At 61.8% G+C, this 14018-nt stretch carries 15 protein-coding genes; 9 read left to right on the forward strand and 6 right to left on the reverse strand.

The genetic code is table 11. The annotated features are described in order from the left end of the window. Positions 1-55 precede the first annotated feature (55 nt). Entirely contained in the window at positions 56-754 is a 699-nt protein-coding gene (locus NH195_RS02575) for a glutathione S-transferase N-terminal domain-containing protein (protein ID WP_066702617.1), read from the reverse strand. A 150-nt stretch (positions 755-904) separates the two neighbouring features. On the opposite strand from NH195_RS02575, the gene mscL reads away from it, so the two are divergent. The 6 genes from mscL (at position 905) to NH195_RS02605 (ending at position 7498) form a co-directional block, all read left to right on the forward strand. Further along, positions 905-1333 (forward strand): large conductance mechanosensitive channel protein MscL, encoded by a 429-nt coding sequence (gene mscL / locus NH195_RS02580; RefSeq protein ID WP_066702620.1) that lies wholly within the window; start codon positions 905-907, stop codon positions 1331-1333. Positions 1334-1532: 199 nt separating this feature from the next. After that, complete coding sequence (locus NH195_RS02585; protein WP_066702967.1) at positions 1533-1988, forward strand: Lrp/AsnC family transcriptional regulator; 456 nt, start codon at positions 1533-1535, stop codon at positions 1986-1988. A gap of 87 nt (positions 1989-2075) precedes the next feature. Further along, the gene (locus tag NH195_RS02590; RefSeq protein ID WP_066702623.1) at positions 2076-3032 is read left to right on the forward strand and encodes a GAF domain-containing protein; all 957 of its coding nucleotides are present in this window, start codon (positions 2076-2078) and stop codon (positions 3030-3032) included. A 148-nt stretch (positions 3033-3180) separates the two neighbouring features. Continuing rightward, a complete protein-coding gene (gene adh, locus NH195_RS02595; protein WP_066702627.1) occupies positions 3181-4701 on the forward strand; it encodes an aldehyde dehydrogenase in 1521 nt (506 codons plus the stop codon). Between the two features lie 185 nt (positions 4702-4886). Then, entirely contained in the window at positions 4887-5255 is a 369-nt protein-coding gene (locus NH195_RS02600; protein ID WP_066702631.1) for a DUF779 domain-containing protein, read from the forward strand. Between the two features lie 218 nt (positions 5256-5473). After that, positions 5474-7498, forward strand: a complete 2025-nt coding sequence (locus NH195_RS02605; protein ID WP_066702970.1) for a DEAD/DEAH box helicase — start codon at positions 5474-5476, stop codon at positions 7496-7498. Positions 7499-7607: 109 nt separating this feature from the next. Here NH195_RS02605 and rpsU read toward each other — a convergent pair whose 3' ends face one another. Beyond that, the gene (rpsU, locus tag NH195_RS02610; RefSeq protein WP_058263026.1) at positions 7608-7814 is read right to left on the reverse strand and encodes a 30S ribosomal protein S21; all 207 of its coding nucleotides are present in this window, start codon (positions 7812-7814) and stop codon (positions 7608-7610) included. A 112-nt stretch (positions 7815-7926) separates the two neighbouring features. On the opposite strand from rpsU, the gene NH195_RS02615 reads away from it, so the two are divergent. Together NH195_RS02615 and NH195_RS02620 are read left to right on the forward strand one after the other, a co-directional pair. Further along, a complete protein-coding gene (locus tag NH195_RS02615; RefSeq protein ID WP_066702975.1) occupies positions 7927-8637 on the forward strand; it encodes a COQ9 family protein in 711 nt (236 codons plus the stop codon). A 14-nt stretch (positions 8638-8651) separates the two neighbouring features. Next, positions 8652-9632, forward strand: a complete 981-nt coding sequence (locus NH195_RS02620; protein ID WP_066702978.1) for an NAD(P)H-quinone oxidoreductase — start codon at positions 8652-8654, stop codon at positions 9630-9632. Between the two features lie 53 nt (positions 9633-9685). Here the strand turns inward: NH195_RS02620 and NH195_RS02625 are convergent, their stop codons facing one another. Next, on the reverse strand, positions 9686-10327 hold the full coding sequence (locus NH195_RS02625; RefSeq protein ID WP_066702633.1) for a ribonuclease T2 family protein: 642 nt from the start codon (positions 10325-10327) through the stop codon (positions 9686-9688). Positions 10328-10468: 141 nt separating this feature from the next. Here NH195_RS02625 and NH195_RS02630 point away from each other — a divergent pair, with 141 nt between their 5' ends. Further along, entirely contained in the window at positions 10469-11200 is a 732-nt protein-coding gene (locus NH195_RS02630; RefSeq protein ID WP_066702635.1) for a DUF1013 domain-containing protein, read from the forward strand. 63 nt (positions 11201-11263) lie between these two features. Here the strand turns inward: NH195_RS02630 and recR are convergent, their stop codons facing one another. The 3 genes from recR to NH195_RS02645 are packed head-to-tail and all read right to left on the reverse strand — an operon-like array spanning position 11264 to position 14013. Then, complete coding sequence (gene recR, locus NH195_RS02635) at positions 11264-11818, reverse strand: recombination mediator RecR (RefSeq protein ID WP_420795650.1); 555 nt, start codon at positions 11816-11818, stop codon at positions 11264-11266. Positions 11819-11860: 42 nt separating this feature from the next. Continuing rightward, entirely contained in the window at positions 11861-12205 is a 345-nt protein-coding gene (locus NH195_RS02640) for a YbaB/EbfC family nucleoid-associated protein (protein ID WP_066702640.1), read from the reverse strand. 29 nt (positions 12206-12234) lie between these two features. Continuing rightward, positions 12235-14013, reverse strand: coding sequence for a DNA polymerase III subunit gamma/tau (locus NH195_RS02645; RefSeq protein ID WP_066702643.1), 1779 nt, complete (start codon positions 14011-14013; stop codon positions 12235-12237). Positions 14014-14018: the final 5 nt, after the last annotated feature.

A 14018-nucleotide genomic window follows, 5' to 3' on the forward strand; every position in this document is an offset into this window, starting at 1 on the left:
TCGCGTCGTAACTCTGCGCACACCCTAACTTTTGTCCGGAGAAGGGTCTATCGCCTTACGCCGGGCGCGCGGGGATGTTTTTCGCGCGATCCACCGCGGGGCGGGCATAAAAGCGCTCGACATAGGCCGGGACGTTCTTGAGATCGTGATAGCCCACGACCTCTTGCGCGCCATAGAAGTCGAGCGCGTTGAGCCAGGGCGCAATGGCCATATCGGCGATGGAATAGTCGTCCATGATCCAGTCGCGGCCCTCGAGGCGCTGTTCCAGCACATTTAAGAGGCGTTTGCTTTCGTTGATATACCGGTCGCGCGCGGTCGGGTCTTCCATCGCGGCGCCTGCGAATTTGTAGAAGAACCCGAGCTGGCCAAACATCGGCCCGACGCCGCCCATCTGGAACATCAGCCACTGGATCGTCTCATAGCGCGTCTTCGGGTCTTTCGAGAGGAATTTTCCGGTTTTCTCGGCGAGATAGATCAGGATCGCCCCGCTTTCGAACAGCTCAATCTGTTCCCCGTCCGGCCCGTTCGGGTCGATGATCGCCGGGATCTTGTTGTTCGGGTTGAGCGCCAGAAACTCGGGGCTTTTCACATCCGCATCGGCGAGGGTCACGAGATGCGCTTCATAGTCGATGCCCATTTCTTCGAGCGCGGCGGAGACCTTGACTCCATTCGGTGTCGGAAAGGAATAGAGCTGAAGCTTTTCGGGGTGTCGGGCGGGCCAGCGCGCAGTGATCGGGTGAGTGAGAGTTGCCATAAGTTTTCCCTGATGCGTTCGAATTGACACATAACCTATGGCGTCCGGCCCGGAAAAAAACCATTCCGCATGTGCGGCATTGTGCTATGCAATGTGCAGCGCCGCGCCCAAAGCATGCGGCCTTGTGTGGGACAGAAGTGGAACTTCGAAATGCTTAAAGAATTCAAGGCGTTTATCGCCAAGGGCAATGTCATGGACATGGCCGTCGGGATCATTGTCGGTGCGGCCTTCACCGCCATCGTGAAATCCATGGTTGACGATCTGATCAATCCGATCATCGGGGTCTTCACCGGCGGGCTCGATTTCACGAACCGCTATGTGGTGATTTCCGGCGAGGTCGCGCCGGGTATGTCGCTGGAGGCCGCACGCGAAGCGGGGGCTGCGATCTTTGCCTATGGCTCTTTCATCATGGCCGTGATCAACTTCCTGATCATCGCCGTCGTGGTCTTCCTGCTGGTCAAGTTCGTGAACAAGGTGAAGGATTCCGCCGTCAAGGAAGAAGAGGCTGCGCCCGAGGCACCGAAGGGGCCGTCCGAACTCGACGTGCTGCTCGAAATTCGCGACTCTTTGAAGAAATAAGTCCGCGACGACCGAATGCCGAATGGAGAAAGGCCCGCATCCGGGAGGGTGCGGGCCTTTTCCGCGGTGTGCTGCACCGCAAGGGACACATATCCATGATACGTGGTCTCGCATGTCTTCCGTCGCTCTTGTCGTAAGAAAACAATCGTGGGAGATTGTTGCATCCTGATGGATTGAAGCGGGAGAAAGCTGCGCGATGATCAGACTTGACGACACTGACCGCCGGATTTTGCGGATCTTGCAGCGACGCGGGCGGATTTCCAATGCCGATCTGGCGCAGGAGGCCAATGTGTCGAGCTCGGCCTGTCACCGGCGGGTGCAGCGGCTGGAGGCGGAGGGGATCATCCGCGATTATGTGGCGCTTCTCGATCCGCGTCATCTCGACCGCCGGGCGACCGTGTTTGTCGAAGTGACCCTGACCAGCCAGGCAGATGACATTCTGGCCGCCTTCGAGAAAGCCGTGCGCAACATGCCGGACGTGCTGGAGTGTCACCTCATGGCGGGCAAGGCGGATTATATCCTCAAGGTGGTGGCCGCCGACACCGATCATTTCGCCGAAGTGCATCGCCAGCTCGTGCGTTTGCCGGGGGTGCAGACCATGCAATCCTCTTTTGCCATGCGCACCGTCTTCAAAACGACGGCCCTCCCGGTTTGACAATGCAGCCGCAGGATCACGATTTGGCGAAATCGTCTGCCCTATGGTAAGCCTGTCGGACGCCGCGTTTGGGAGGAGGCGGCCAGGATGCGCACAAACCACGCTGAACACATCATTTCCACCGTCGAATCGGGCTCCGTCGGCACGCGTCTGACGGCCAGTTGGCGGCGGTCTTTGCAAAAGCACGGGCTGGATCCGAGCCGCGATCCCGGGCCGCGCCGTTTCTCTGACGCGGAGATCGCGGAGCGCCGGGCCCGTCTCGAGGGCTTCATGGGCCTCGCCGCACCCAAGCTCGATCAGCTCTTTCAGATGGTCGGAAACACCGGCTGTTCCGTTTTGATGACGGATCGCGACGGGGTGGTGCTCGATCAGCGTTCGAAGGATGCCGATGCGGAGACGTTCAGGGCCTGGGGGCTCTGGACCGGGGCGGATTGGTCGGAGGAGGCCGAGGGCACCAACGGCATCGGCACCTGTATCACCGAGGCTCGTGCGCTGACGATCCATCGTGGCGAACATTTCATGAGCCGCAACACGGTGATGTCCTGCATGGATGCGCCGATCTTCGGCCCCGATGGCGAATTGATCGCGGCGCTCGACGTGTCGTCCTGTCGCGCCGATCAGACCGAAGCCTATGCGCGCCTGATCGCAGGCGTGGTGTCTCAGACCGCGAAGCAGATCGAAACCGAAGCCTTCCGTGCGGCATTCCCGAAAGCCCGCATCATCGCGGCCCCCGAGGAGCGCCCGGAAGGTGCCGTACTTCTGGCCGTCGATCAGGACGATCTGATCATCGGAGCAACCCGTGCGGCCCGGCGTGCCTATGGGCTGGGCTTCGGAAGCCAGATCGCGCCACGCCCGGCCTCAGATATTCTCGGTCGCGACGATTCCGCCTCCGCTCTGGAGCGGGCCGAGCGGGCGGCGCTCAAACGCGCGATTGCGCGGGCGGGCGGGAATCTCTCGGCGGCGGCGCGCGAGCTTGGGATCGGGCGGGCCACGCTCTATCGGCGGATGAACAGGCTCGGTCTAAATGATACGGGTGCAAACTGACCGGAACCTGTCTCAACCTGTCTCAGAGGTGAGACATTGCCGCGCTGCGGCGTCGGTTTCCGGGGATTGCGCCGCCCTTATGTGAGCGTTCACATTTCCTCCTATAGCGTGACGTGGAGGACGTCATGCAACAACGAGGAGGAACTCAATGAACGTTCAGGCCGAGGCAAGCGCACACTACGCTTCCCCTTTCAAAACCCGCTATGACAACTTCATCGGCGGCAAGTTCACCCCGCCTGTGAACGGCAAATATTTCGACAACACGACCCCGATCACCGGAGAGAAGGTCTGTGAAGTCGCCCGCTCCGACGCGGCAGATATCGAACTGGCGCTCGACGCGGCTCATGCGGCGCGCGAAGCCTGGGGCAAAACCTCTGCGGGCGAGCGCTCCAACATCCTGCTGAAAATCGCAGACCGGATCGAGGAGCACCTCGAACATATCGCGACCGCCGAGACCTGGGACAACGGCAAGCCGATCCGCGAAACCATGGCCGCAGACATTCCGCTTTCGGTCGACCATTTCCGTTACTTCGCCGGTGTTCTGCGCAGCCAAGAAGGCACCATGTCCGAGATCGACCACGATACCGTGGCCTATCACTTCCACGAACCTCTGGGCGTTGTCGGCCAGATCATTCCGTGGAACTTCTCCATCCTGATGGCTGCCTGGAAACTGGCGCCGGCTCTGGCTGCGGGCAACTGTATCGTGCTGAAACCGGCGGAACAGACCCCGGCTGCGATCATGGTTCTGATCGAGCATATCGCCGATCTGCTTCCGGCGGGTGTTTTGAACATCGTCAACGGCTATGGTGCCGAAGTGGGCGCGCCGCTGGCACGTTCGCCGCGCATCGCGAAGATCGCCTTCACCGGTTCCACCGCGACCGGTCGGATGATCATGCAATACGCCACCGAAAACCTGATCCCGGTGACGCTTGAGCTCGGTGGCAAATCGCCGAACATCTTCTTCTCCGACGTGATGGCCGAAGATGACGCCTATCTCGACAAGGCGGTCGAAGGTTTTGTGCTCTTTGCCTTCAACCAGGGCGAGGTCTGCACCTGCCCGTCGCGTGCGCTCATTCAGGAAGACATCTACGACGAATTCATCGAGCGCTGTATCGCCCGTGTGAAAGCGATCAAACAAGGCGATCCGCGTGACATCAATACCATGGTGGGCGCTCAGGCCAGCTCCGAGCAGCAGGAGAAAATCCTGTCCTATCTGACCATCGGTCGCGAAGAAGGCGCCGAAGTTCTGGTCGGTGGCGATGCCGCACGGTTCAACGGCGATCTGGCAGGCGGTTATTACATCCAGCCGACGATCCTGAAAGGCCACAACAAGATGCGCGTCTTCCAGGAAGAAATCTTTGGTCCGGTTGTTTCCGTGACGACCTTCAAGGACGAAGAAGAGGCGCTCCATATCGCCAACGATACGATGTATGGCCTCGGCGCCGGCGTCTGGACCCGTGACGGGACCCGCGCCTATCGCTTCGGGCGCCATATCGAGGCGGGGCGTGTCTGGGTCAACAACTACCACGCCTACCCGGCCCACGCGGCCTTCGGTGGCTACAAACAATCCGGCATCGGGCGCGAGACCCACAAAATGATGCTCGATCACTACCAGCAGACGAAAAACATGCTCGTCTCCTACAACCCGAATAAGCTGGGGTTCTTCTGAGAAACCTCTGCTCTGGTTAAGCCCGGTTGAGGGCTTACCCCTTGCGGGGTGCGTGTTCTCCTCCCCCTTTGGGCCACGCCCCCGCGCCCTTCCGCCCGAAAGCCGGAAGTCGAACGCTCTGCTCTCACTGCGATCGCAGGACAGGGCAGGGCGTTTCTGCCTCATGACACGATAGGAGGTTTGCCATGCCCGTCGCCCGTGTGATCGCCACAGAAGCCGCCCTCGATCTCCTGTCCGAGATCACCGCCGAACACGGCCCGGTCGTCTTCGTGCAATCCGGAGGCTGTTGCGACGGCTCTTCCCCCATGTGCTACCGCAAGGGCGACTACCTGATCGGCATGCGCGACGTGAAACTGGGGGAGGTTGAGGGCGCAGCGGTCTGGATTTCCGCTTCGCTCTTCGAGATCTGGAAACACAGCCAGATGATCCTCGATGCGGGCCCCGGTCATGGCGCGGGATTTTCGCTTGATACCGGGCGGGGGCGCTGTTTTCTGTCGAAAGCGCGGGTGTTCAGCGATGCGGAATGGGCAGAGCTCGCAGCCAGCGAGGCTTGACGCCTCCCTTCCGCGTCCCTTCCACCTGCGTTAACCTTAATCTGATTAACCTTAACGTCTGTTTAGCCCCTCAGATCTTTCCTTTGCTGTAAAAATACTCAAAAAGCGGACGAAACCGCAGGGGCTGAGCCTCGACCCCCTGTAGACTCCTGCGAACAAACCCGCTAAAGAACGCTATCTTGCGCCCGCGTTTGGGCGCCCATACGGATTTTCCCCTGATGCTGACGCCTCTCTCCGAAGCCCTCGCCGAGCGCGGGTTCGACACCCTGACCGACGTGCAAACCGCCGTCACCGCCCCCGAACTTGCGGAGGCGGATCTTTTGGTGTCGGCCCAGACGGGGTCGGGCAAAACCGTGGGCTTCGGCCTTGCCATCGCCTCGACGCTTCTCGGAGACGCAGAGCGTTTCGATCATGCCGGAAGCCCGCTCGCGCTTGTCGTTGCCCCGACCCGAGAGCTTGCCATGCAGGTCGCCCGCGAACTGGGCTGGCTTTATGCCAAAACCGGCGCGCGGATTTCGACCTGTATCGGCGGTATGGATGCCCGCACCGAGCGGCGTAGCCTTGAGCGTGGCGCGCATATCGTCGTCGGTACACCGGGCCGTCTGCGCGATCACATCACGCGCGGCGCACTGGACCTGTCGGACATCCGCGCGATTGTGCTCGACGAGGCGGACGAGATGCTCGATCTCGGCTTCCGCGAAGATCTGGAATTCATGCTGGGCGAAGCGCCGGAAACCCGTCGTACGCTGTTGTTCTCGGCCACGGTTTCCAAGTCTATCGCCGAAATTGCCAAGACCTATCAACGTGATGCCGTTCGCGTCACCACGATCAGCGAACGCGAACAGCACAGCGACATCACCTATCAGGTAATCCAATGCGCGCCGCGCGATGCCGAGCATGCGATCATCAACCTTCTGCGCTATCACGACAGCCAGACCTCCATCGTCTTTGCCAACACCCGCGCCGCGGTGGCGCGTCTGACGGCGCGGTTCGCGAACCGGGGTTTTGCCGTGGTGAGCCTTTCCGGCGAACTGTCGCAGGACGAGCGCAGCCATGCGTTGCAGGCGCTCCGCGATGGCCGTGCGCGCGTCTGTGTGGCCACCGACGTGGCCGCGCGTGGCATCGACCTGCCCAATCTGGAGCTGGTGATCCACGCCGATCTGCCGACCAACACCGAAGGTCTGTTGCACCGCTCCGGTCGGACGGGCCGGGCCGGGCGCAAAGGGATTTCGGCTCTGATCGCCCCGGATAATGTTTCGAAAAAAGCTGCGCGCCTGTTGAAATGGGCGAAGATCGAAGCGGAATGGATTCATGCACCGACCGCCGAGGAGATTCTCGCGCTCGACGAGAGCCGGTTGATGGAAGATGCGGCTTGGGCGGGGGAGCTGTCCGAGGACGATCAGGCCTTTGCCGCGAAGCTTCTTGAAAAATTCAGCCCGGAACAGGTGGCGACCGCCTGTCTGCGTCTGTATCGCGCGGGCCTCTCGGCCCCCGAAGAGCTGAACGTCCATACGGCGCAGCGCCCGCAGGATGCGCGCGCGGCTTTCGGCCCGTCGAAATGGGTGTCCCTGTCGGTCGGGCGGGATGGCAATGCGGAGCCGCGCTGGTTGTTGCCGCTGTTGTGCCGGGCCGGAAATCTTGAGAAAACTCAAATCGGTAAGATCCGCATGCAAGACACGGAGACCTTCGTGGAATTGCAGGAAGCGGCGCTTTCGGGGTTCCTTGATCGGCTCGGGGCGGGCAACGTGCTTGAGGACGGGATCACGGTCACGGCGCTTGCGGGCGAGCCGGAGATGCAGCGCGGGCGGCGCAGCCCTGCCGGGCGGCCGCAAAAAGCTTTTCCGTCCAAGGGCAAACCGCGTTTCGAGAAGCCGCGCGGCAATACCTCCGCTGGAGATTATCTGAGCGAAACTGCGCCGCAAGAGCGCCCGCGTTCGGAGAAACCGAAGTTCGAGCGGCCTGTGCGCAAGGAACGCGACGACGCGGTGCATGCGCCTGCGAAGCCGAAGAAACCGCATCGCAAGGGCGGCAGTTTTGCTGCGGAAAACGGCGGGGATAAGCCGTCGGCAAAACGTCGGACAAACGTCGGACATGCGTCGGGCAAGCCCATGGGCAAACCGGGCGGCAAACCGACAGGTAAACCGGGCGCAAAACCGGAGGGGAAATTCAAACGTCCCGGCGGCCCGAAGCCCTTCCGCAAAGGCGCGAAAGGTGGCGACGCCACGCCGCGTCGCAAGGGCTGAGGCACAGCCGGACTGGAAGACAAAAACAAACCCCCGGAGCGAGAGCTGCCGGGGGTTGTATTTTTATCTGTCCCCGAAAGGACCGTTCGAAACGTCGAACTCGCTCTAATTAGAGCATGCCTTCGCGCTGAGCTTTTTTACGAGCCAGCTTGCGGGCACGGCGGACGGCCTCGGCCTTCTCGCGCGCTTTCTTCACGGACGGCTTCTCGAAATGTTGCTTGAGCTTCATTTCACGGAAAACGCCTTCGCGTTGAAGTTTTTTCTTCAGAGCCCGGAGGGCCTGATCGACGTTGTTGTCACGAACGCTAACCTGCATGTGGTGTCACCACCTTCCTAAGTTAGATTTGCAAAAATTGCAGGAGGTGGCCGTATAGCAAAGACACTCTAGCTTGTCTACTATGCCCGAGACCCTGAAGGAGGACAAAGACATGCCGACCACCGCTTATCCCGATCCGACCCGTGAAAAACTGCTCGATGCGGCATTGATCCATGTGGTTTTCGACGGCTGGGGGCCGGACAGCTTCAAGGCGGCAGTGGCTGATTCGGGTGTGTCCGAGGCGCTGGCCAGGGTGGCGGCCCCGCGCGGATCGGTCGATCTGGCGGCGGCCTATCACAAACGGGGCGACCGTGAGATGGTCAAGGCGCTGGCGGAAGCCGACATGTCGCAGATGCGGTTCCGCGACAAGATCGCCCATGCCGTCTGGCTGCGGCTTCAGGCGGTGGACCGCGAAGTGGTGCGGCGCGGCATGTCGCTTTTCTCGCTGCCGCATCTGGCGCCAGAGGGCACGAAACTGGTCTGGGAAACGGCGGATGCGATCTGGACCGCGCTGGGCGACACATCGGAGGATGTGAACTGGTACACGAAACGCGCGACGCTGTCCGGGGTGTTTGCCTCCGTGGTGCTGTTCTGGCTGGGCGATGACAGCGATGGCTTTGCCGACACCAAGGCGTTTCTCGACCGGCGCATCGACGATGTGATGCAGGTTGAGAAGGCAAAGGCGAAGGTGCGTGACAACAAGCTCCTGTCGGCGATGTTTGCCCTGCCGAACGCGGCGCTTTCGATGGTGAAGGCACCTGCGGGAGCACGGCGCGCGGATGTGCCGGGGACGCAAAAAGAGGGGGCGGAGGTGACGCAATGAGCCAAACCGTGAACCTGCCCGAAACCATGCGCGCCGTTGAGATTTCCGAACCGGGTGGGCCGGAGGTGCTGAAACCCTGCACCCGCCCTGTGCCGAGGCCGCGCGCCGATGAGATCGTGATCAAACTGGCCTATGCCGGGGTGAACCGGCCCGATGCGCTGCAACGCGCCGGGCTTTACAACCCGCCGCCGGGGGCCTCCGACCTGCCGGGTCTTGAGGGCGCGGGGGAGGTCGTGGCCGTGGGGGCGTCCGTGTCGGGTTGGGCGGTCGGCGATCAGGTTTGCGCGCTCCTGCCCGGCGGTGGCTATGCCGAATACGTCGCGACGCCCGCAGCGCATGCGCTTCCTGTCCCCAACGGCCTGTCTCTGAAACAGGCGGCTTGCCTGCCGGAGACGTTTTTCACCGTCTGGTCGAACGTGTTCATGCGCGGCGGCTTGCAGGCCGGGGAGCGTTTCCTGGTCCATGGCGGGTCCTCGGGCATCGGGACGACGGCGATCCAGCTTGCCCGGGCCTTTGGTGCACGGGTGTTTGCGACCGCCGGGTCGGAAGCGAAATGCAAGGCCTGTCTCGATCTCGGCGCGGAGCGTGCGATCAATTATCGCGACGAGGATTTTGTTGAGGTGGCGAAGGCTGAGGGCGGGATGAACCTCATTCTCGATATGGTCGGGGGAAGCTATATCCCCCGCAATATCAAGGCGCTTGCGATGGAAGGCCGTTTGGTGAACATCGCCTTCCTGCAAGGTTCCAAAGCCGAGGTGAACTTTGCACAAATCATGATGCGGCGTCTGACCGTGACGGGATCAACACTGCGTCCGCAATCCGATGAGGCCAAGGCGAAGATCGCCGAGGCGCTTTTGGCAAAGGTCTGGCCGCTGATCGAAGCGGGTCAGGTCGGGCCGGTGATGGACAGCGCTTATGCCTTGGACGAGGCCGGGCGCGCGCATGCGCATATGGAAAGCGGGGCGCATATCGGCAAGATCGTTCTGGAGATGTGAGTATTTTGGCAGCAAAGGAGACGGGTGGCTGTTTCCTTTGCTGCTTCAAATACTCAGTCGATGGCCTCCAAAAGCGCATCGTCCAGCGTGCAATCCCGGATCGTATCCGCACCGCATTTGCGCGGTTCGAGATCGCGGGTCAGGCAGATGCGGACTTCCTGGATGCGGTAATTTTTGCAGGTCACGGTGATCTCGTTGGCCTCAAGACCGGGGTTGTCGCGGAGGAAGGCCTCTTCGACGACGGAAGCCGGGAGTTTCACGTCGTTCTTGAGTTTGCGGAACACCTCGGGGCGGGTGAACTTGTCATAGGCTTCCCGGGACAGAGAGAGGAAGTCCTGGGCTGTGAGGCCGGAGCATCGCCCGTGTTTCTTCCATTGATACCAGGCCGCGCCCGAGGTGCCCATGATGTCCTCCATGGCGGCGGTCTCGCGTTTCGACGGATCCTGTGCGGAGGTGTGGCAATAGGACGGCCAGCCGCGTTCATATTGCGGCCAGAGACCATGGAGCACCCAGCCGAAATCGCCGTCGCATTGCGGCGAGTTGCGGGCGTCGCCTTCGAGCGCGCACCATGTGGGCGACCAAGAGAGCGACAGCACGTAATAGTCGAAATCGCCCGCCTGTTCGCCCTCGGCAAAGCCGGGCGTGGCGGTCAGAAGACCAAGGCAGGTTAGGGCGGTCACGATCCGTTGACGCATTTTCTCTTTCCTCCGATTGCGATCCGCACTATACAGCGGCGAAGTTCCCCGACAACGAGAACCGTCCCCATCGGGGAAAGCCCTTTCAGGCGACGGGAAAGTTGTATCCGGGGAGAGCCGCATTTTTAAGGAGTGTGACCCATGGCAAAACCGATTATGGCGAAAGCCACCGCTGTTTGGCTGGTCGACAACACCACGCTGAGCTTCAAACAGATCGCCGATTTCTGCGGTCTGCATGAGCTCGAGGTGCAGGGCATCGCCGATGGCGAGGTCGCCGGTGGCGTGCGCGGGTTCGATCCGATCGCCAACAACCAGTTGACGGCCGAAGAAATCAAGTCGGCGGAAGAAAACCCGCTGCAAAGGCTGAAGCTCAAGTTCAACGCCGCAGCCCAGGGCGAAGAGAAGCGCCGTGGCCCGCGCTATACGCCGCTGTCGAAACGTCAGGACCGTCCGAATTCGATCCTCTGGCTGGTGAAATTCCACCCGGAATTGTCCGACGGCCAGATCGCGAAACTGGTGGGCACCACCAAGCCGACGATCCAGTCGATCCGCGAGCGCACCCACTGGAACATCGCCAACATGCAGCCCATCGACCCGGTGGCTCTGGGGCTGTGTAAACAGTCCGAGTTGGATGCGGCCGTTCAGAAAGCCTCGAAAAACCGCGACGCGTCGATGAGCGACGACGAACGACGCAAGCTTCTGTCGACCGAGGATTCGCTCGAGATGGATACGGAGCCGAAGATTCCGACCGCGATTGCGGGGCTTGAAACCTTCTCGCTCACCGCCGATGACGATGACAAAGAAGACGAGCTGCCGGATGCCGACAGCTTCTTCAACCTGCCGGACCGTGACGACGAGGACGATGACGAATAATCGTCGCGTCGAACGACATGAGAAACCCGGGGCCGCAGGCTCCGGGTTTTTTCGTTTATGGGATCAGAAGCTTTTGCGGGCGGTCAGCGCGGCGGTGATGGTGCCGTCGTCGAGATAGTCGAGCTCGCCGCCGACCGGCACACCCTGGGCCAGAGAGCTGACCGTGCAGCGTCCGGACAGCTCGTCGGCGATGTAATGGGCGGTGGTCTGGCCGTCGACCGTAGCACCGAGGGCAAGGATCACTTCGCGCACCTGTTCGTCGCCGACGCGGGTCACGAGCGCCGGGATGCGCAGGTCCTCTGGCCCGATGCCGTCGAGCGCCGAGAGCGTTCCGCCCAGAACATGATAGCGGCCCTTGAACACGCCCGCGCGCTCCATGGCCCAGAGATCGGAGACATCTTCGACCACGCAAATCTCGCCATTGGCGCGTCGCTCGTCCGCGCAGATGTCACAGAGATCAGCCGTGCCGATATTGCCGCAGCGCACACATTCGCGGGCCTGATCGGCGACCATTTGCATGGATTGGGCGAGGGGCTGCATCAGCCGCCCGCGTTTCTTGATCAGATGCAGAACGGCGCGGCGTGCGGACCGCGGCCCAAGCCCTGGCAAGCGCGCCATGAGATCAATCAGATCCTCGATGTCCTGACGACCGCTCACGGTTTAGAACGGCAGTTTGAAATCGGCGGGAAGACCCAGACCCTCGGTCAGGGCCTTCATCTCGCTTTCGGCCTTTTCGGAGGCTTTCGCTTGCGCATCCTTGATGGCGGCGAGGATCAGATCCTCGACCACTTCTTTCTCGGAGGGCTGGAAAATCGTCGGGTCGATGTCGAGGCCGGTCAATTGGCCTTTCGCGGTGGCGGTCGCCTTCACCAGACCCGCACCGGATTCGCCCGTCACGGTCATGGTTTCGAGCTTTTCCTGAAGCTCGGCCATATCCTTTTGCATTTGCTGGGCTTTTTTCATCATCCCGGCCATATCGCCGAGACCGCCAAGGCCTTTGAACATCTGTTACTCCATAGTTCCTGTGAGGGCGTTCACTCTTCGAACGGGTCCCATTCGTCTTCGACTTCCTGCAACGCATCGAGGGCGGCCTCTTGGGCGATGGCCTCCGGCGTGCGTATTTTCGTGATTTCCGCGCCGGGAAACAGCTCGAACACTTTCGCGACCATCGGATGTTCCATGGCCTTGGCCCGGAGTGCGCGCTCCTCGGCTTCGGTCACTTCGCGCAGTGTCTGCGTGCCCTCGGGGGCCTTTGCCAGCGTCACGCCCCAGTTCTGGCCGGTAAAGGCAAAGAGGCGGCTGCGCAGGCGCTGCGGGAATTCGGGATCAGCGTCGGGCGTCATCTCGAACTCGAGGAAGCCGGGGCGATAACTCACGAGGCGGACATAGGATTCCATGTCGATCTTGAGTTTCATGTCGCGGTGCTCGCCGACAAGATCGACGAGGGACTGAAAGCTCACGTAGCGGGCAAGGGCCATGTCCGGGGCCTGAGCCGGAGCGGTGGCTGCGGTGCCCGCCCTCATGGTCGGGGCATGAACCGGACCGCGCGGTGCCATCGTGCCGCCAGCGGCTCCACCCTGAGCATTGGTCGAGCCGCCGCCCGAAGGCGCGCCACCACCCGCCGGGCCAGACGGCGGGCGCGGCGGCGGGTTTTGTTCGGTGAGCTTGCGCACCAGATCTTCGGGCATCGGCAGGTCGGCGACATGGGTGAGCCGGATGATCGCCATTTCGGATGCCATCATTGCATTGGGCGCGGCGGAGACTTCTTCGATCGCTTTCAGAAGCATCTGCCACATGCGGGACAGCACCCGCATGGGCAGTTTTTCGGCCATGGCGAGGCCACGGGCGCGCTCGTCCGGGCCGATGGTCGGGTCTTCGGCGGCGGCGGGGGTGATCTTGATCACCGAGACCCAATGGGTGATCTCGGCGAGATCGCGCAGCACGGCAAGAGGGTCGGCCCCGTCGGCATATTGACCGCCGAGTTCCCCGAGCGCGGCTGCGGCATCGCCCATCATGATCATGTCGAAAAGATCAAGCACACGCCCCCGGTCGGCCAGCCCCAGCATGGCGCGGACCTGATCGACGGTGGTCTCGCCCGCACCGTGGGAAATCGCCTGATCCAACAGAGACAGCGCGTCGCGCACGGAGCCTTCGGCGGCACGGGTGATCAGCGCGAGGGCATCCTGCGCGACTTCAGAGCCCTCTTTTTCGGCGATGCCCGCAAGGTGATTCATCATCACCTCCGGCTCGATCCGGCGCAAATCGAACCGCTGGCAACGCGACAGAACCGTCACCGGCACTTTGCGAATCTCGGTTGTGGCGAAGATGAATTTGACGTGGGCGGGCGGCTCTTCGAGCGTCTTCAGGAGCGCGTTGAACGCACTCGTGGAGAGCATGTGCACCTCGTCGATGATGTAGATTTTGTAGCGTGCGGAGGCCGCCCGGTAATGCACCGAATCGATGATTTCGCGAATGTCACCCACACCGGTGCGCGACGCGGCGTCCATCTCCATCACGTCGACGTGACGCCCTTCGGAAATCGCGACGCAATGTTCGCAGACCCCGCAAGGTTCGGTTGTCGGCCCCCCCGTGCCATCTGCGCCGATGCAGTTCATCCCCTTGGCGATGATCCGCGCGGTAGAGGTTTTGCCGGTGCCGCGAATGCCGGTCATGATGAAGGCCTGCGCGATCCGGTCGGCGGCAAAGGCGTTTTTCAGGGTGCGGACCATGGCATCCTGACCGATCAGATCGGCAAAGGTTTCCGGGCGGTATTTGCGCGCCAGAACCTTGTAGCCGGTGGTGGTGTCGGTCATGCGGG

It is taken from the genome of Celeribacter ethanolicus, assembly GCF_001550095.1.
In the GTDB taxonomy this organism is placed as follows: Bacteria; Pseudomonadota; Alphaproteobacteria; order Rhodobacterales; family Rhodobacteraceae; genus Celeribacter; species Celeribacter ethanolicus.